General features: G+C 73.3%; 20 protein-coding genes. 13 read left to right on the top strand and 7 right to left on the bottom strand.

Annotation, left to right across the window (positions count from 1 at the left end; genetic code table 11):
- Positions 1–77 precede the first annotated feature (77 nt).
- On the bottom strand, positions 78–947 hold the full coding sequence (locus KSO98_RS01800) for an HhH-GPD family protein (protein WP_225283092.1): 870 nt from the start codon (positions 945–947) through the stop codon (positions 78–80).
- Positions 948–1021: 74 nt separating this feature from the next.
- On the opposite strand from KSO98_RS01800, the gene KSO98_RS01795 reads away from it, so the two are divergent.
- Positions 1022–1792: a hypothetical protein gene (locus KSO98_RS01795; RefSeq protein ID WP_225283091.1), complete on the top strand. Its 771-nt coding sequence runs from the start codon at positions 1022–1024 to the stop codon at positions 1790–1792.
- Here KSO98_RS01795 and KSO98_RS01790 read toward each other — a convergent pair whose 3' ends face one another.
- A complete protein-coding gene (locus KSO98_RS01790) occupies positions 1793–2278 on the bottom strand; it encodes a nitroreductase/quinone reductase family protein (RefSeq protein WP_225283090.1) in 486 nt (161 codons plus the stop codon).
- A 1-nt stretch (position 2279) separates the two neighbouring features.
- Complete coding sequence (locus KSO98_RS01785) at positions 2280–3308, bottom strand: LacI family DNA-binding transcriptional regulator (RefSeq protein ID WP_225283089.1); 1029 nt, start codon at positions 3306–3308, stop codon at positions 2280–2282.
- Between the two features lie 140 nt (positions 3309–3448).
- Between KSO98_RS01785 and radA the strand changes: the two genes are divergently transcribed.
- Positions 3449–4861, top strand: a complete 1413-nt coding sequence (gene radA, locus KSO98_RS01780; RefSeq protein WP_225283088.1) for a DNA repair protein RadA — start codon at positions 3449–3451, stop codon at positions 4859–4861.
- Positions 4862–4974: 113 nt separating this feature from the next.
- Positions 4975–6057: a DNA integrity scanning diadenylate cyclase DisA gene (gene disA, locus KSO98_RS01775; RefSeq protein WP_225283087.1), complete on the top strand. Its 1083-nt coding sequence runs from the start codon at positions 4975–4977 to the stop codon at positions 6055–6057.
- Positions 6058–6060: 3 nt separating this feature from the next.
- Here the strand turns inward: disA and KSO98_RS01770 are convergent, their stop codons facing one another.
- The 3 genes from KSO98_RS01770 to KSO98_RS01760 form a co-directional block, all read right to left on the bottom strand.
- Entirely contained in the window at positions 6061–6750 is a 690-nt protein-coding gene (locus tag KSO98_RS01770; protein ID WP_225283086.1) for a class I SAM-dependent methyltransferase, read from the bottom strand.
- A gap of 2 nt (positions 6751–6752) precedes the next feature.
- Positions 6753–7409, bottom strand: coding sequence for a VOC family protein (locus KSO98_RS01765; protein ID WP_225283085.1), 657 nt, complete (start codon positions 7407–7409; stop codon positions 6753–6755).
- A gap of 72 nt (positions 7410–7481) precedes the next feature.
- A complete protein-coding gene (locus tag KSO98_RS01760) occupies positions 7482–8243 on the bottom strand; it encodes a DUF3109 family protein (protein ID WP_225283084.1) in 762 nt (253 codons plus the stop codon).
- A 103-nt stretch (positions 8244–8346) separates the two neighbouring features.
- On the opposite strand from KSO98_RS01760, the gene KSO98_RS01755 reads away from it, so the two are divergent.
- Both KSO98_RS01755 and KSO98_RS01750 read left to right on the top strand, forming a co-directional pair.
- Positions 8347–9171: an S-methyl-5'-thioadenosine phosphorylase gene (locus KSO98_RS01755; protein WP_225283082.1), complete on the top strand. Its 825-nt coding sequence runs from the start codon at positions 8347–8349 to the stop codon at positions 9169–9171.
- Positions 9171–10223, top strand: a complete 1053-nt coding sequence (locus KSO98_RS01750) for an NAD-dependent epimerase/dehydratase family protein (RefSeq protein ID WP_225283081.1) — start codon at positions 9171–9173, stop codon at positions 10221–10223. Before KSO98_RS01755 ends, KSO98_RS01750 begins: the two co-directional genes overlap by 1 nt.
- Before the next feature lie 3 nt (positions 10224–10226).
- Here the strand turns inward: KSO98_RS01750 and KSO98_RS01745 are convergent, their stop codons facing one another.
- Complete coding sequence (locus KSO98_RS01745) at positions 10227–11558, bottom strand: hypothetical protein (RefSeq protein ID WP_225283080.1); 1332 nt, start codon at positions 11556–11558, stop codon at positions 10227–10229.
- Positions 11559–11670: 112 nt separating this feature from the next.
- Between KSO98_RS01745 and KSO98_RS01740 the strand changes: the two genes are divergently transcribed.
- The 8 genes from KSO98_RS01740 to KSO98_RS01705 are packed head-to-tail and all read left to right on the top strand — an operon-like array spanning position 11671 to position 18044.
- Entirely contained in the window at positions 11671–12348 is a 678-nt protein-coding gene (locus KSO98_RS01740; RefSeq protein WP_225283079.1) for a glycosyltransferase family 2 protein, read from the top strand.
- Positions 12345–13022: a TIGR04282 family arsenosugar biosynthesis glycosyltransferase gene (locus tag KSO98_RS01735; protein WP_225283078.1), complete on the top strand. Its 678-nt coding sequence runs from the start codon at positions 12345–12347 to the stop codon at positions 13020–13022. The genes KSO98_RS01740 and KSO98_RS01735 overlap by 4 nt, the downstream gene beginning before the upstream one ends.
- Positions 13019–13669, top strand: a complete 651-nt coding sequence (locus KSO98_RS01730) for a class I SAM-dependent methyltransferase (protein ID WP_225283077.1) — start codon at positions 13019–13021, stop codon at positions 13667–13669. The genes KSO98_RS01735 and KSO98_RS01730 overlap by 4 nt, the downstream gene beginning before the upstream one ends.
- Positions 13666–14838 (top strand): molybdopterin-dependent oxidoreductase, encoded by a 1173-nt coding sequence (locus tag KSO98_RS01725; RefSeq protein WP_225283076.1) that lies wholly within the window; start codon positions 13666–13668, stop codon positions 14836–14838. Before KSO98_RS01730 ends, KSO98_RS01725 begins: the two co-directional genes overlap by 4 nt.
- Complete coding sequence (locus tag KSO98_RS01720; protein WP_225283075.1) at positions 14838–15284, top strand: hypothetical protein; 447 nt, start codon at positions 14838–14840, stop codon at positions 15282–15284. The genes KSO98_RS01725 and KSO98_RS01720 overlap by 1 nt, the downstream gene beginning before the upstream one ends.
- Complete coding sequence (locus KSO98_RS01715) at positions 15259–15939, top strand: response regulator transcription factor (RefSeq protein ID WP_225283074.1); 681 nt, start codon at positions 15259–15261, stop codon at positions 15937–15939. Before KSO98_RS01720 ends, KSO98_RS01715 begins: the two co-directional genes overlap by 26 nt.
- The gene (locus tag KSO98_RS01710; protein WP_225283073.1) at positions 15936–17063 is read left to right on the top strand and encodes a sensor histidine kinase; all 1128 of its coding nucleotides are present in this window, start codon (positions 15936–15938) and stop codon (positions 17061–17063) included. Before KSO98_RS01715 ends, KSO98_RS01710 begins: the two co-directional genes overlap by 4 nt.
- Positions 17064–17099: 36 nt before the next feature.
- The gene (locus KSO98_RS01705) at positions 17100–18044 is read left to right on the top strand and encodes a Ppx/GppA family phosphatase (RefSeq protein ID WP_225283071.1); all 945 of its coding nucleotides are present in this window, start codon (positions 17100–17102) and stop codon (positions 18042–18044) included.
- Positions 18045–18058: the final 14 nt, after the last annotated feature.

Raw genomic sequence — 18058 nt, 5'->3', positions numbered from 1 at the left:
CCGACGGTCACCGTGACACGTCGGCGTCGGCCACCTGGCGAGCGGCACCGCGTTGAGCCCCGCGAGACCGGGAGTCGCTAACCCGGCAGGGCGTACGTGTCGGGACCGACCTGGGCGGCCAGGCCATCGGCGAGCAGGCCGGCCAGGGCGCGGTCGCGCTGGACCGCGTCGGTCCAGACGACGTCGAGAGCGCTGCGGTGCACCGGCGCGTGCGCCTCGCGCAGGACGGCGAGCAGCCGCCCGCGGCACTGGCGGTCGGTGCCGGCCCAGGTCTGCACCTTGCGCGGCGGGCCGTCGTACGCCGGGCGTCCGGCCAGCGACCAGGCGCACTGGGCGACGAGCGGGCATCGCTCGCAGGCCGGGCGGCTCGCGGTACAGACGAGGGCGCCCAGCTCCATCACCGCGATCGACCAGGCGGCGGCCGTCGGCTCGTCCTCGGGCAGCAGCGCCGCGCCCACCTCGCGCTCGGCCCGGTTGACGGAGGCGGCCGGGAGCTCCGCACCGCTCACCGCCCGGGCGAGGACCCGGCGAACGTTGGTGTCGAGCACGACGTGGCGCTGCCCGAAGGCGAAGGTCGCGATCGCGGCGGCGGTGTACTCGCCCACACCCGGCAGCGCCAACAGGTCGCTGTGCGACGAGGGCACCTCGCCGCCGTGCTGCTCCACGATCGCCACGGCGGCCGCGTGCAGGCGCAGCGCCCGGCGCGGGTAGCCCAGCCGGCCCCACGCCCGTACGGCCTCGCCCGGGGGCTCCTCGGCCAGATCCGCCGGCGTCGGCCAGCGCTCCATCCAGGCGGCGTGCACGGGCAGCACCCGGACCACCGGCGTCTGCTGCAGCATGAACTCGCTGACCATCACCGACCAGGGCGTCGCCCCGTCGCCGCGCCACGGCAGGTCGCGGGCGTTCTCGTCGTACCAGGAGAGCAGGGGCTCGTGCAGGCGGCTCATCGAGATGATTGTCGCTGAGCCGCCACGCGGAGTGGCATCCGGATCCGAGCCGCACGACTGATTACGGTGTCCGCATGGCAGCGATGACCCGGGGACCGCTCCCTTCGTCGGTGTACTGGCGCCGTCGGCTGGTGGTGCTGACGGTCGCGATCGTGCTCATCTGGGTGATCGCCCACCTCCTCGGTGGCGGCGACAGTCCGACACAGAAGGCGAAGACGGTCGCCGACATCAGCGGCGCCGTGGCCAGCCCGACGCCGTCGGTCACGACGACCCCGTCCGTCACGCCCACGCCGACCCCTACACCGAGCCCCACACCGGCGCCACTGCCGACCCCGACCGGCCCCTGCGCGCCCAGTGACGTCTCGGTGACCCCCTCGGTGACCAATGCCGACGCCGGCTCGGACGTGGCCGTCCTGCTCACCCTGCAGACCTTCAACACGCCTGCCTGCACCTGGCAGGTCAGTCACAAGACGATGCAGGTCAAGATCGTGACCGCCGGTGGCACCGACGTCTGGTCGACCATCCAGTGCAAGAACGCACTGCCGAACAGCACGGTGACGCTCTACCAGGAGCAGCCCACCGCGGTGACGGCCACGTGGTCCTCCCGCCTGGCGGACGACACCTGCTCGACCCACACCGACTGGGCCAAGCCCGGCACCTACCAGGTCGCCGGCGTCGCGCTCGGCGGCCAGCCGGATGAGGCGTCCTTCGAGCTCAGCCTCCCGGCGCCGCCCCCGAAGCCGACGCCCACGCCGACCCCGACTCCCACCGCGAAGCCGACGACGAAGGCGACCGCCACGGCCAAGCCCACCGCCGCGGCGACGAAGCACCGCGTCGTCGACTGATCAGCGCGGGGTGAGCCGGAAGATCCGGAGCGTACGGCCGCTCGCCCGCTCGTACCCGCGATAGCCCGGCCACTGCCGCTCGATAAAGGCCCAGACCGACTCGCGGTCCTCGTCGCCGACGAGCTCGGCCCGCACCGCGATGCGCCGGCGCCGGTAGGTGATCTCCACCTCGGGGTGCGCGATGAGGTTGTACGTCCACGCCGGGTGCTTGTCGCCGGCGAAGTTGGAGCCGGTGATCAGCCAGGTGTCGCCGTCGGGGACGCACATCAGCTCGCTGTCGCGCTCGAGTCCGCTGCGTGCGCCGACGGAGTGCAGCGTCAGCGCCGGCACGATGAGCCCGGCGGCGGTGATGCGACCGCCGGTGAGGCGGCGCATCGCGGCCTCGATCCGCGGCACCAGTCGGGGGCCGTACGCGCGGAAGGGCCTGGTACGGGACGTCCACGCGACGAGCGCGCGGACCCAGCGCAGCGGGCTCGGGCGCCCCACGTCAGGAGCTGCCGCGCGCGACCAGGGTCGGCTGCAGCAGGATGCCCTCGGGTGAGCCCACGGGCCCCTGGAGGCCCTCGAGCGCCTTGACCAGCTCGGCCGCCGCGTCCTCGAGGGGCTGACGCACCGACGTGAGGCCCGGCGGCACGGTCTGCGCCGCGATCGAGTCGTCGAAGCCGGTGACCGCGATGTCCTCGCCGGGCCGCAGGCCGCGGGCGTGGAGCTCGTGCAGGACGCCCAGGGCGAGGGTGTCGGAGGCGCAGACGAAGGCGGTCGGCGCGGCCTCGTTGAGCAGGGCGGCGGTGGCGGCGCGGCCCGAGGCGATGGTGTCCTCGACGCGCGAGGCGAGCCCGGTGGTCGGCAGGCTGTGCGCGTGCATGGCCCGGCTCCAGCCGGAGCGGCGCTCCTCGCCGACGAGGTGCTCCCTGCGCCAGCCGATCCAGGCGATCCGGGTGTGGCCCTTCTCGATCAGGTGCTCGGTCGCCAGCGCCGCACCGGCAGCGCTGTCGATGTCGACCCACGGATGGGTCGCGCCCTCCGGGTTCTCCCATGGCCGGCCGAACGCGACGAACGGAGCCCGTCGCGAGCGCAGCCAGGAGGAGACCGAGTCGCCCTGGAGCGTGTCGGTGACGATGAAGGCGTCGACGGCGGTCGAGCGGAGCAGCTCGTCGTAGCCGGCGACCGGGTCGCCGGCCTCGCCCGGGAACAGCAGGATGTGGTAGCCGGCGTCGGCCGAGGTGTCGACCAGGGCGTGCACGAACCGGTCGATCAGCGCGTTGGCGGTCCCCTCCTGCACCGGCGGGATGCGCAGGCCGATGAGACGCGAGGAGCGGGTGCGCAGGCTCCGCGCCGCCCGGTTGGGCTGATAGCCCAGCTCCTCGATCGCCGCCTGCACCCGGGCGAGGGTGTCCTCGCGCAGCAGGTCGGGGTTGTTGACCGCGTTGGAGACCGTCTGGCGCGAGACGCCGGCCAGCTCAGCCACGTCGGCGAGCGTCGGCGGCGCGGCCAGGCGACCGATCACTCGGCTCATCGCGCGCACCTCCGGGTGGTCATCGAAGTCTGGATCGATCCAACAGGCTCGATTTCCGACAGCATAGAGGCTCGCCCGGCAGGCGCGCGCGAGGACCTCGTTCGCCGAAACTGTCAGGCGGCTCGCCTACCGTGTCTCGCATGCCTCCCCGCACCGCCGCCAGAGCGACCCGACCGGCCTATCGCTGCAGCGAGTGCGGCTGGGAGACGGCCAAGTGGGTCGGTCGTTGTGGCGAGTGCCAGGCCTGGGGATCGGTCGCCGAGGCGGCGGCCCCGGTCGGACGGACGGCGGCGGCACCGGTCTCGGCCGCGGCCGTGCCGATCGGCCAGGTGTCGGTCGTCGAGGCCGGCTTCCGGGTCAGCGGTGTCCCCGAGCTCGACCGGGTCCTGGGCGGCGGGCTCGTGCCCGGCGCGGTGATCCTGCTCGCCGGCGAGCCCGGGGTCGGCAAGTCCACGCTGCTGCTCGAGGTGGCGGCCCAGACCGCGAAGGGCAAGCGGCGCACCCTCTACGTCACCGGCGAGGAGTCGGCCTCCCAGGTGCGGCTGCGCGCCGACCGTACGAACGCGATCCAGGACGAGCTCTATCTCGCCGCCGAGACCGATCTCGGCGCGGTGCTCACGCACATCGAGGAGGTCCGGCCCGAGCTGATCGTGGTCGACTCCGTGCAGACGATCGGGGCGGCCGACACCGACGGGGTGCCGGGCGGCGTCACCCAGGTCAAGGAGGTCGCGGCCGCGTTGGTGCGGATGGCCAAGACCCGCAACATCACCACCGTGCTCGTCGGGCACGTCACCAAGGACGGCTCCATCGCCGGCCCGCGCGTCCTGGAGCACCTGGTCGACGTGGTCCTGCACTTCGAGGGCGAGCGCGACTCCCGCTTCCGGATGGTGCGGGCGATGAAGAACCGCTACGGCCCGATCGACGAGGTCGGCTGCTTCGACCTGTCCGCAGACGGCATCGTCGCGGTCACCGACCCGACCGGTCTGTTCATCGAGACCCAGCACGTCTCGGTGCCCGGCACCTGTGTCGCGGTCACGCTCGAGGGTCGGCGCCCGATGCTCGCCGAGGTCCAGGGCCTGGTCGCCTCGGCGACGGACCGGGCGCGGCGCACCACCTCGGGCGTCGACGGCTCCCGGCTCGCGATGATCCTGGCGGTGCTGCAGCGGCACGCCCGGCTCGACCTCCACCAGCACGACGTCTTCGTCTCCACCGTCGGCGGCGCCAAGCTGGTCGATCCCGCCAGCGACCTCGCGGTCGCCGTCGCGATCACCTCGGCCGCCACCGGGCGCCCGACGCCCAAGGGAGTGGTCGCGATGGGCGAGATCGGCCTGGCCGGCGAGTTGCGCCGGGTGCGCGGCCTCGACGAGCGGCTCTCCGAGGCCGCCCGGCTCGGCTTCGCGGTCGCGGTGGTGCCACTCGCTGAGCGCGGCGAGCACGGAGCCTACGCCCGGCCGAAGGAGCGCACCGTCGACGGGATGAAGGTCTACGAGGTGCACGACCTGGCCACCGCGATCTCGCTGCTGCGACTTACGGGATCCAGCACGGACCGTTAGGAGACGGAGCGGAAGCCGACCGCGCAGCGGCTAATGCGAGTCTCGGGCCTTCCGCCTGGCTAGACTGCGTTGCAGTCAAACCCGTTCTCTGCAGGTCAACGAAGGGATTCGCCGTGGCCACCGAGCGCCCCGAGGAGTCGTTGCGCCTGCGCGAGACGCTGGCGTTGATCGCTCCCGGCACGCCGCTGCGTGACGGTCTCGAGCGCATCCTCCGTGGCCGCACCGGCGCGTTGATCGTGCTCGGCTTCGACAAGGTCGTCGACGGGATCTCCACCGGCGGCTTCGACCTCGGCGTGCCGTTCACCGCGACGGGCCTGCGCGAGCTGGCGAAGATGGACGGCGCGATCATCATCGACACCGGCATCAACAAGATCATCCGGGCCGCGGTCCACCTGATGCCCGACCACACCATCCCCTCGACCGAGACCGGCACCCGGCACCGTACGGCCGACCGGGTCGCGCAGCAGACCGGCTATCCGGTCATCTCGGTCTCGCAGTCGATGCAGATCATCGCCGCGTACGTCGGCGAGACCCGCCACGTGCTCGAGGACACCGGCCAGATCCTCGGCCGCGCCAACCAGGCGCTGGCGACCCTCGAGCGCTACAAGATGCGCCTCGACGAGGTCGCCTCCACGCTCTCGGCCCTCGAGATCGAGGACCTCGTCACGGTGCGCGACGTCGCGGTGGTGGCGCAGCGCCTCGAGATGGTCACCCGCATCGCGCGCGAGATCGAGGACTACATCGTCGAGCTCGGCACCGACGGTCGTCTGCTCGCGCTGCAGCTCGAGGAGCTCGTCACCGGCGTCGACACCGAGCGTGAGCTCGTCATCCGCGACTACCTGCCGCGCGGCAAGCGCGCCAAGAGCCCCGAGGAGCTGCTCGCCCAGCTGGAGGCGCTCTCCTCGACCGAGCTGGTCGACCCGGCCGCCGCGGCCAAGGTCCTCGGCCTGTCCAGCGGCGACGCGCTGGACGGCGCTGTCACGCCGCGCGGCTACCGCCTGCTGGCCAAGGTGCCGCGCCTGCCCGGCGCCGTCGTCGACCGTCTCGTCGACCACTTCGGCACCTTGCAGAAGCTCCTCTCCGCCTCGATCGACGACCTCCAGGCCGTCGAGGGCGTCGGTGAGCTGCGCGCCCGCTCGGTGCGCGAGGGGCTCTCCCGTCTCGCCGAGTCGACGATCCTCGAGCGCTACGTCTAGCGGTCAGTACGTCTTCGTCCAGAGGTTGACCGCGTAGTCGACCTCGAGACCCTCGTGCTCGGCGAGCGCCGCCTCGGCGACCGGCCCGGTCAGCTCGATCCGTACGACCGACTCCAGCTCGGGGCGCGCGCCGAACCGCCAGCCCATCTCGACCGGCGTGCGCGTCCAGCCGCGGGTCGACCAGAACCGGGCGACCGCCTCGGGGTCGACGTTCGGATAGCTCCGGCGGAACCAGCCGCCGAAGGTGGAGCGGGTGGCGTCGTTGTCGATGATCAGGGCGGTGCCCCCGCGTCGCATCACCCGGTCGACCTCGGCCAGTCCAGGCTCGCTGCCGGGACCGAAGAAGTACGCCCAGCGCACGTGCAGCACGTCGACCGAGGCGTCCGGCAGCGGTATCGACTGGGCGACACCCTGCACCACGGACACGTGCGCGAGCCGGCGCGTGCGCCGCCGTGCGAGCGCTACCAGGTCGGGGTGCGGCTCGACGCCGACGACCGAGCGGGCGGTCTCGGCGAAGCGGGGCAGGTGGAAGCCCGTGCCGCAGCCGAGGTCGAGCACGTCGCGCCCGGCCCACAACACGGCGTCCGCCATCGCGGACCAGAGCCGGCCGTCGGGGTCCGCGGCGCGGTTCTCCAGCTCGTAGGTGGCGGTGTGGTGCCAGATGTTGGGGCTGGGAACGGCCCCGGCGAGCATGGTCAGATGCGGACGTCGCCGAGCGGCGTGCTGAACTGGGCCGCCAGCAGACCCGGGGTGCCGTGCTCGGCGACCCAGACGAGCTCGACGTCCTCGGCCGGACGGCCGGTCCACGGGTCGGTGCGCTCCTTGAAGTCGGCGCCCATGTACTCGCGCACGCGCTGCTGCTCACCGGAGATCTCGATGCTGCGCAGGGTGACGTCGGAGCCGGCGTTGCCCGGGTGCAGGTCGCGGGTGATCCAGTGGATGAAGTACGGGAGCTGCGGGTCGGCGATCAGGCCGTTGATGCCGATCTGCTTCCACAGCAGCTCGGTGCCGTCGGGCAGGTGACGGTTGCCGTCGACCCACGGGCGGCCGAGCCGCTCCTCGACCGAGGCCATGTCGCCGGTGGAGACGACCCAGCCCATCCAGCCGCCGCCGAGGGCGGAGCGCGCCTTGACCGCCTGGCCGAAGGGGGCCTTGTCGGAGGCCGGGTGCTCCAGTGCCTCGACCACCTCGAGGTAGATGCCGCCGCGCAGCGGCAGCGTCATGTTGCGGGTGCCGAAGCGGGGGTGCACACCGCCGTCGACGAAGTCCTGGCCGAGCAGCTCGCCGAGCCGCTTCGCGGTCGACACGAGGCCGTCAGGGCCGGCGGCGTAGGAAAGGTGGTCCAGGCGCATGCCTTGATTCTGAACACACCCTTTTTGCCTGCCAACACGGGGGTCGATGTGTCTTGATGTCGAGAAGTTGAATCAGCGCGGGTCGGCAGGGTGGATCGCGAGCGCGGACCGCGATCGGATGTGCGCCTCGCAGTGGTGGGCCAGCTCCGCGTAGGCGCCCTCGCCCATCAGGGCGACCAGCTCGGCCCTGCTGGTGACATAGAGCGGCTCGGCCGCCACGTGGGCGACCGGATTGCCGGTGCAGTACCAGTCGAGGTCATGGCCCCCCGGTCCCCAACCGCGCCGGTCGTACTCCCCGATGGAGACTTCCGTGTACGTCGTGCCGTCCTGGCGCTCCACGTCGCGGAAGGTACGCCGCAGCGGCAGCTGCCAGCACACGTCCGGCTTCGTCTCGAGCGGATTGCGGCCCTGGTGCAGCGCCAGGATGTGCAGCGCGCAGCCGGCGCCCCCCGCGAATCCGACCCGGTTGTGGAAGACGCAGGCCTGCTGCCCGTCGACCTCGATCGTGCGGGTCTTGCGCTCGCCGTCGTCATCCGTCTCGATCCAGTCGCGCTCCTTGACCATACGGGCCGGACGGTGCTGCCAGACCTCGGAGGTGAGCTGCTCGACGAAGCCCGCGACCCGCTTCTCGTCGTCCGCGTCGGCGAAGTGCGCCCCGAGCGTGCAGCAGCCGACGTCGGGCGCGGAGGCGTAGATGCCGGCGCAGCCCGACCCGAAGATGCAGGTGTACGAGGACGTCAGCCAGGTGAGGTCGCAGCGCAGCACCTCGTCGACGTCGTCGGGGTTGACGAACTCGACCCATGCGCGCGGGAAGTCCGGGGGTACCTCGGGCATGCGCCGAAGCGTACGCACCCGGCGGGAGCCGAGTTCTTACCGATCGGTGACGATCCCGTCGCACCGGTGTCCCGGCGGGCCTGCTGCTGGCAGCGTGGCGGGTATGCAGACCACCCCGGAGCCCGCCGCCGAGATCGCCGTGATCGGTGGCACCGGCTTCTACGCATGGCTCGGCGACGCCGGCGCGACCACGTACGAGGTGAAGACGCCCTACGGCATGCCGTCCGCGCCGGTGACCGTCGGCGAGGTGGCCGCCCGTCGGGTCGCCTTCCTGCCCCGTCACGGCGTGGGCCATGAGCACCCACCGCACCGGATCGACTATCGCGCCAACCTGTGGGCGCTGCGCTCCCTCGGCGTGCGGCAGGTGATCGCACCGTGCGCGGTCGGCGGCCTGCGTGCCGACCAGGTGGCGCCCGGTGACCTGATCGTGCCCGACCAGCTCGTCGACCGGACCTCCGGTCGGGCCGGCACCTATGTGGAGTCCGGCGCCACCCACGTGCCGTTCGCCGACCCGTACTGCGCCGGCATCTCGTCGGCCCTGGTGGGCGCGAGCGACGACGTCCGCGGGGGCGGCACGATGGTGGTCATCGACGGGCCGCGGTTCTCCACCCGCGCCGAGTCACGCGCGTACGCCGCGCAGGGGTGGGACCTGATCAACATGACCGGAGCGCCCGAGGCGGCCCTCGCTCGCGAGCTACGGATGTGTTACGCCCCGCTCGCCCTGGTCACCGACCTCGACGCCGGTGCCGCGACGGGCCAGGGCGTCGGCGAGGCCGAGGTCTACGCCCGCTTCCGGGAGAACCTCGAGCGTCTCGGCGCGGTGCTGACCGCGGCCGTCGCGGACCTGCCCGACCCGACCGGCTGCCCCTGCGGGACCTGGGCCGACGGGCTCTCGCTGGCGTACGACATCCCGGGCGGAGCGGCCTGATGCGGGTGCTGGTCACGGGATCGGCCGGCTTCATCGGATCGGCCGTGGCGCGGGCGCTGGAGGAGGCGGACGACGAGGTCGACGAGATCATCAGGGTCGACCTGATGCTGCCCGAGGCGCACGGAGCGCGTACGGCGCCGCCCGGCACGCACCAGCTCGACGTCCGCACGGCCGGCGAGCCGGCCTGGGCGCGGCTGCTCGACGGCGTCGACGTGGTCTGCCACCAGGCGGCGGTGGTCGGTGCCGGGGTGACGGTTGCCGACCTCCCGTCGTACGCGTCGCACAACGACCTGGGGACGGCGGCGCTGCTGGCCGCGATGGCGGCGCGAGGGGTGGATCGGTTGGTCCTCGCCTCCTCGATGGTCGTGTACGGCGAGGGCCGCTACACCTGCGCCGAGCACGGCCGCCAGCACCCGGCGCCGCGCCCGCTCGCCGCGCTCGACGCCGGTCGGTTCGAGAACCCGTGCCCGGTCTGCGCTCGCCCGCTCGCCTGGGAGGTGGTGCCCGAGGACGCGCCGCTGGAGCCGCGCAGCTCGTACGCCGCGAGCAAGGTCGCGCAGGAGCACTACGCCTCCGCCTGGGCCCGCCAGGCGGGCTCCGCGGTGGTCGCGCTGCGCTATCACAACGTCTACGGCCCGGGCATGCCTCGCGACACCCCGTACGCCGGCGTGGCGGCGATCTTCCGCTCCTCGCTGGAGCGCGGGGAGTCGCCGCAGGTCTTCGAGGACGGCGACCAGACCCGTGACTTCGTCCACGTCGAGGACGTGGCGCGGGCCAACGTCGCGGCGCTGCGGGCCGTCGCGGCCGCCCCCGCGGAGCACGTGGCGGCGTACAACGTGGCCTCCGGGCGGCCGATCACGATCGCCGAGGTGGCCCGTCTCCTGGGTCGGGGCACCGGCATCGGACCCACCGTCACCGGTGCCTACCGGCCCGGCGACGTCCGGCACATCGTCGCCTCCGCCGACCGCGCCGCCGCCGAGCTGGGCTTCACCGCCCAGATCGCGCCCGAGGACGGGATCCCGGAGTTCGCCACCGCACCGCTGCGGTCGTGAGGCTCACCAGCTCGTGTAGAGCAGGTGCTGGACCACGAGCGCGGTGAGGACCTGTCCGGCGAGCGCCGGTCGCCGCCAGGCGGCCGGCAGGATCGCCAGCCCCAGCGTCAGCCACGGCACGAACGGCAGCCAGATCCGCTCCACCTCGGCCTTGCTCATCCGCGACAGGTCGGCCAGCGCCACCGCGAGGACGGCCGCCGCCACCAGCAGCGCCACCGCGGTCTCGTCGCGCCGGCGGTGCCAGGCCGTCGCCACGCCGGCACCCACCACCGGCCCGGCGCTGATGGCGAGCGCCGCGAGGTCGCCCCACAGCCAGTACGCCGCCGGTCGCGCGGACGCGATCCCGTCCCAGTAGCGGGTGGCGAGCACCGGGTAGGCCGACCACCAGGCGAAGCCTGCCGCGGCGAAGGCCAGGACGACGGCGAGCCCGGCGGCCGCCGACGGCAGCAGCGGCCACCACGACCGGGCGGCCAGGAGCACGGCGAGCACCAACAGGGCCGCCAGCGGCAGGCCGTACGACATCATCACGGCAGCGCCGTACAGGAGGCCGCCCAGGACGGCCCACGGCCAGCCGCGCGCGGGCCCGCGGCAAGTGGCGACGGCGATGCAGGCCAGGCCCCAGGCGACCGCCGCCGCCATCACCGCGTCGGCGGAGACCGCCAGGAAGACTGCCGCGGGCGTCAGGACCAGGAACGGCATCGCCCGACGCGCGGCCGGCTCCTGGCCGAGGGCGCGCAGCGTGGTCACGACGGCCAGCGGCAGGGTCGCTGAGATCAGGGTGACCACGACGCCGGCGGCGAGATCGCCGCCCAGGCCCACGCGCACCAGCGCCACGAAGAACAGCACCATCCCGGGTGGGTGCCCGGCGACGTGGACGGGCCAGTGGCCGCTCGCGTGCAGGGGGATGCGGCTGATGTACTCGCTCAGCAGCGCAGGGACGTCGTCCACCTGGCGGGCGGTGCGCAGGTACTCGTCGGGGTTGCCCAGCACACGGGAGAGCCCCGAGGGGCCGTCGACGAGGGCGAGGCTCAGCAGCCAGCCGGCGCCGACCGTGTACCCGGTGATGAGCAGCCGTCGCCAGCTCAGCCGCTCGGCGAGGCTCGGCATCCAGACGACGCCCAGCACCGCGATGAGCGCCGCAGGCGCCGTGCCCGGCCCGACCGTCGGATCCCACAGCGAGTGCAGCGGCGCGATCCCCGAACTCGTGTGCGCGCGGGCGTGCACGTGCCAGCCGGTGGCGAGCGGCACCGCGACGGCGGCGGCGACCAGGATCAGCGTCGCGGCCAGTCCGATCCAGGCGGCCCGCCCGTGCGACCGCTCGTCGTTCACGTCCATGACAGCGACCCTAGGGACGGCGACGCCCCTTCACGGGCCTGGCGAAGGGGCCGTCATCGGACCGTAAGGATTGCCGGCCCTGTACGGCCGTCGGCGTTCCTACGGTGAGGACATGCCCGATTCCCGCACTGATCTCCGCGACTGCGACATCGTCCTGCCGTGCCTCGACGAGGGCCCTGCGCTCCGGCTGCTGCTGCCGCGCATGCCGGGGACCGCCCGCGTGATCGTGGTCGACAACGGCTCGCGGGACGACACCGCCGCGGTCGCGGCCGCCTCCGGCGCGCGCGTGATCAGCGAGCCGCAACGGGGGTACGGCGCCGCCGTCCACGCCGGGCTGGTCGCGGCGAGCGCTCCGTATGTCGCCGTGCTCGACGGCGACGGCTCGATCGACCCGGACGCGATCGAGCCGCTGCTCGCCCTGGTCCGCGACGGCGCGGTCGACCTCGCCATGGGCCGGCGGGTGCCGACGCGGCGCGGCGTGTGGCCGTGGCACGCCCGGCTCGGCAACGTGCTCGTGCTGGCCTGGCTGCGTCGCCGGCTCGGGCTCGCGGTCCGCGACATCGGGCCGTTGCGGGTGGCGCGTCGAGAGGCACTTCTCGAGCTCGGCGTCGTGGACCGGGGGATGGGCTATCCCGTCGAGCTGCTGGATCGGGCGGCCCGGGCGGGCTGGCGGATCGAGGAGGTCGACATCGCCTACCACCCGCGCACGGCGGGCACCCGCTCGAAGGTGTCGGGGTCCGTACGCGGGACGCTCCGGACCGCCCGCGACTTCTGGCGGGTCCTGGCATGACGACGACGGGACAGGCGGCGGGCCTCACGCTGCTGGTGCTCGCCAAGGCGCCGGTGCCGGGCCGGGTCAAGACCCGGCTCGCGGCCGACCTGCGCGGCGGGCACGACGCCGCCGCGATCGTGGCGGCGGCAGCACTGCTCGACACGATCGACGCCTGCGTCGCCACCGTCGGGGCGACCTCCTGCCGCCTCGCCCTGGAGGGCGACCTGCGGGGCGCGGTGAGGGGTGCCGAGATCCGCGACGCCTTGAGCGGCTGGACCGTGGTGCCGCAACGCGGGAGGGGTCTGGGCGAGCGGCTCGCCCGCGCCCACGCGGACGTGACCGGACCGGTGCTGCAGGTGGGCATGGACACCCCGCAGCTCACGGCCGACCTGCTGCACCGCACCGCCGCAGGGCTGGCGAGCAGCGACGCGGTCCTGGCACCCGCCGCCGACGGCGGCTGGTGGGCACTCGCACTCCGCACCGGCCGTGTCGCCGCAGTGCTGCGGGACGTGGAGATGTCGACGCCACACACCTACCGCGACACCCGTACGGCGCTCCTCGGTGCCGGGCTGAGCGTGGGCGTCGGCGAGGTCCTCACCGACGTCGACCGGCTCGAGGACCTGGTCGCGGTCGCTGAGCAGGCGCCCTGGAGCCGCTGTGCGCTGACCGCGCCGTGGGAGGCGGTGGCATGAGCACCCTGCCGCGCATCGAGGTGGCCGAGGTCTTCGCGCACGCACTGCGGGGCGAGGCCTGCTTCTTCACGGCTCCCGGACAGGATCCGCTCCGCGTGCCGATCGAGGAGTGGGCCCGGCCGGTCGACGACGGGGATCAGGCGATGCTCGACCTGTGCGAGGGCGCCACGATCGACCTCGGATGTGGCCCCGGCCGGCTGACGGTGGAGCTGGGCGAGCGCGGCCACTGCGTACTCGGCGTCGACGTCGTGTACGAGGCGGTCCTGCAGACCCGTCGCCGGGGTGGCGTCGCGCTGCGACGCGACCTCTTCGACCGGCTCCCCGGCGAGGGGCGCTGGGACACCGCACTGCTGGCCGACGGGAACGTCGGCATCGGGGGCGATCCGGTGACGCTGCTGGCTCGCGTGCGGCGCCTGGTGGGCGCCGGTGGACGGGTGGTCGTCGAGGTGGCATCCGAGCACGTGCGCTCGACCCGTCTCCTGGCGCGCCTGGAGTGCGACTGCTCGGCCAGCGGTCACTTCCCGTGGGCGATCCTCGGCCTGGGCGACGTGGCCCCGGTGGCCGCGGCCGCGGGGCTGGTGGAGATCGGCCGGCATCGCCTCGATCGCGAGCGCTGGGTGGTCGTGCTGCAGGAGCGGGACCGATGAGCGCGCGTCGCTGGCGGGTGCCGCGGCCGAGCGAGGACTGGTTCGGCTCCCGGCTGCGCAGCGCCGCGGTGGCGACGCGCGTCGGCGTGTGGCTCGGCATCTGCTTCGGCCTCGCCTTCGTCACCGGCATCATCAGTCACTACGCGCAGGCGCCGCACCAGCCGGTGCCGCTGGGCCCGTGGCCGGCCTGGGGATACCGCGTCACGCAGGCTGTGCACGTGGTGGCCGGCACCGCCGCGGTCCCGTTGTTGCTGGTGAAGCTGTGGTCGGTCTATCCGCGGTTGTTCCAGCCCTGGCCGCAACGGCGCCTCCGGCTGCTCGTACCGGTGCTGCTCGAGCGCGCCGCGATCGGCGTGCTCGTCGCCGGGGCGATCCTCGAGTTGGGGATCGGGGTGATGAACGTGGCTCAGTGGTACGCCTGGGACTTCAACTTCAAACGGATCCACTACGGGCTCGCCTGGGTCGTGATCGGGGCCCTGCTGGTCCACCTCGGGGTGAAGCTCCCGCTCGTACGCAGCGTCCTCGCCGGTGACGTCGACGAGACCGCCGCGGACCGTCCCTCGGCACGCCATCCCGGCATGCTGAGCCGGCGCGCCCTGCTGCGCAGCACGTGGTTGGCCGCCGCCGTGACCGTGGTGGCGAGCACCACCTCGGCCGGCACGATCCGCGGCCTGGGTCGCCTTGCCGTGCTCTCCCCACGCTCGCGCCGTTCCGGCATCCCGATCAACCGCACCGCCCGACAGGTCGACGTCGTCGCCGCGGCGACCAGCGCCGACTACCGGTGCGAGGTGGTGGTGGGGAGCCAGGTGACGAGGCTCGCGCGTGGCGAGCTCGCCGCGCTCCCGCAGTCGACGCACACCCTGCCGATCGCGTGCGTCGAGGGCTGGAGCGCCGACGGCACGTGGACGGGCGTCCGGCTGCGGGCTCTCCTCGATCACGTCGGCGCGCCCCGGGGACACGCCGTCGAGATCACCTCGCTGCAGGAGCGCGGACCGGACCGCCACGTCGTGCTGCACGCCCCCTTCGTCGATGACGATCGCACCCTGGTGGCCCTGATGCTCGACGGTCAGACGCTCTCGCTCGATCACGGCTACCCGGCCCGCATCATCTCGCCCAACAGCCCGGGAACGCTGCAGACCAAGTGGATCTCCCGGATCGAGGTGCTCTGATGCGCACGACACGGGTGGTCCTCGTGCTGCTCGGCGCGGGTCTGCTGGGGTACGGCGCCTGGCTGCTCCAGCACTGGCAGACCCTCGCCCAGCTGCGCCAGGCGGCGACCTGGGCGCTCGTGGGCCTCATCCTGCACGACGCGATCTTCGCGCCGCTGGTGGCGGCGCTCGGATGGCTCGTGTCTCGACTGTTCCCCCAGGCGGTGGCGACGGCGCTGGCCAGCCTCGGCATCGTGCTGGTCTCCCTGACCGTGGGCGGCTTCGCCGTCCTCGGTCGCTCCGGGGACGGGGGCCTCAACCACACCCTGCTCGATCGCGACTACGTGTCAGGCTGGCTCGGTGCGAGCATCGTGATCGTGCTGGCGTACGGCGTCGGCGCGATGGCTGCTCGGATCGGCCGAGCACGGGGGAGGTGGCGCGATGGCATTGGTCCTGGTCGTCGATGACGACGTCACCGTCCGCGAGGTGCTGACGTCCTACCTGCGCGCCCACCACCACGACGTGGTCGAGGCCGGGGACGGGGAGGAGGCGCTGCGGTTGATGGCGGCGCGCCGTGCCGACCTCGTGGTGCTCGACCTGATGCTCCCGGGCATCGACGGTCTGGAGGTGACGCGGCGGATGCGGGTGAGCGGTGACGTCCCGATCATCATGCTGACCGCGCTGGGCCGAGAGACCGAGCGTGTGATGGGTCTGGAGCTCGGCGCCGACGACTACGTCGGCAAGCCCTTCAGCCCCCGCGAGCTCGCCCTGCGGGTGGACTCGGTGCTGCGCCGCACCGCCGGCGGCACGGTCTCCGCGGGGGTGGTCCGTGACGGTGACCTGGTCGTCGACGGTGATCAGCACGCGGCGACGCTGGCGGGTGCACCCCTCGCGCTGACCGTCCGGGAGTTCGCGCTGCTCCGCTTCCTGCTCGCGCACCCGGGGGTGGCCTACACCCGCGAGGACCTGCTCCAGCACGTCTGGGGATGGACCATCGGCGACCGCTCGACCGTGACGGTCCACGTGCGGCGGCTGCGCGAGAAGATCGAGAAGGACCCGACGCGTCCCGAGCGGCTGGTCACCGTCTGGGGCGTCGGCTACCGCTGGGAGGCGAGTCCATGACAGCCGGTGACGTCTGGGAGATCATCTGGGTAGCAGCGCTGTGCGCGGTGGCCGTCGGTGCCGCCGGCCTCGCGCTGGCGTGGGCGATCCGCCGCCGCTCGCTGACCTGGCACGTGCTGGTCGTCGCAGCGGTGGCCGCCCTCGGCAGCTACGCCGGCGCCCTGGCCATCGCCCGCCTGATGTTCCTCTCCTCCCACGACCTGCTGGTGATGACGGTGGTGAGCAGCGTCTCCGCGGTGGTGGGCATCCTGGTCGCTCTCGTGGTCGGCCGGACGGTGGGCGTCTGGTCGAGCGGGCTGCGCGAACAGGTCCGCGCCCTCGGGCCGGGCGCGACGCCGGTGGTGCCGGGTCAGGTGCCGCGCGAGCTGCGCGTGCTCTCGGCCGAGCTCGCCGAGGCGCAGCAGCGGCTGGAGGAGAGCCGGTTGCGCGCGCTGCGGCTGGAGGAGTCCCGCCGGGAGCTGGTCTCCTGGGTCTCGCACGACCTGCGCACCCCGTTGGCCGGTCTGCGGGCGATGGCCGAGGCGCTCGAGGACGGCATCGCGGCCGACCCGTCGCGCTTCCACCGGCAGATCAGGGCGGATGTGGACCGGATGGCCGCGATGGTGGACGACCTCTTCGAGCTCTCCCGCATCCATGCCGGCGTCTTCCAGCTGACGCCCGAGACCGTCGACGTGGGGGACCTGGTCAGCGAGGCGATCGCGGGCGCCGACGTGCTGGCCGAGGGGCGCAGCGTGCGGATCGGCGGACGCATCGACGTCGGGCTGCAGGTCACGGCGGACCCCGCCGGACTCTCCCGGGTCGTGTCGAACCTGCTGATCAACGCGATCCGGCACACGCCGGCGGACGGCACGGTCGAGATCAGCGCCCGGACCGTACCGGCGGGCATCGAGCTCAGCGTGAGCGACGGCTGCGGCGGTCTCGACCCCGGCGACATGGAGCGGGTCTTCGATCTGGGCTGGCGCGGATCGAGCGCTCGTACGCCCAGCACCGACCTGGCCGGCCAGAGCGCCGGCCTGGGCCTCGCCATCGTCAAGGGCATCGTCGAGGCGCATCGGGGCAGGGTCGAGGTGCACAACCTCAGCGGCGCGGCGGGCTGCCGCTTCCTGGTGACGCTGCCGGTGTGACGGGCGAGAACCGCCGCGACCGGTAGCGTGGCACCCATGCGTCTGGGTGTGCTCGACATCGGCTCCAACACCGGTCACCTGCTCGTGGTCGATGCGCACGGCGGCGCGGCCCCCCTTCCGGCGCACTCCTACAAGCAGCCGCTGCGCCTCGCCGAGCACCTCGACGAGAGCGGCGCGGTCACCGAGGCGGGCATCGACGCCCTCACCCGGTTCACCGCCGACTCGCTGAGCCTGGCCGAGGACAAGGGCTGCGCGGAGATGCTCTCCTTCGCCACCTCGGCCGTCCGGGAGGCGGTCAACTCCCACGAGGTCCTCGACCACGTCCGCGAGCAGACCGGCGTGACCATCGACGTCCTGGCCGGCGAGGACGAGGCCCGCCTGACGTTCCTGGCCGTACGCCGCTGGTTCGGCTGGTCCGCCGGCCGGCTCGCGGTCTTCGACATCGGCGGCGGCTCCCTCGAGCTCGCCGGCGGCGCCGACGAGGCCCCGGACGTGGCGTGGTCGCTCCCGTTGGGTGCGGCCCGCCTCGCCTCCACCTACTTCGCCGACGCCGAGCACGCGCCGAACGAGGAGGTCATCAAGGAGCTGCGCAAGCGGATCCGCGCCTCGATCGCCCAGGACGCCGGCCACCTGATCCGCGCCGGGTCGTCGGACAAGGCGGTGGCCACCTCCAAGACGTTCCGCAGCCTGGCCCGGATCTGCGGCGCCGCCTCCAGCGGCGAGGGCCCGCTGGTGCCGCGCCAGCTGCCCCTGGCCGAGCTGCGCACCTGGATCCCCAAGCTCGTCGCCATGTCGCGCCGCGAGCTCTCCGACCTGCCCGGCGTCAGCGCCGACCGCGCCCACCAGATCCTGCCGGGCGCCTTCGTCGCGGAGGCCTGCATGGACATCTTCGACCTCCCGGCGCTGGAGATCTGTCCCTGGGCGTTGCGTGAGGGCGTCATCCTGGAACGGCTCGACCAGATGAGCGTCCGCCTCCGCTAGGCACCGAAAAGGAC

Origin of the sequence: Nocardioides nematodiphilus (assembly GCF_020216525.1) — a bacterium.
Lineage (GTDB): Bacteria > Actinomycetota > Actinomycetes > Propionibacteriales > Nocardioidaceae > Nocardioides > Nocardioides nematodiphilus.
This window is presented reverse-complemented; position numbering and strand designations above follow the sequence as displayed.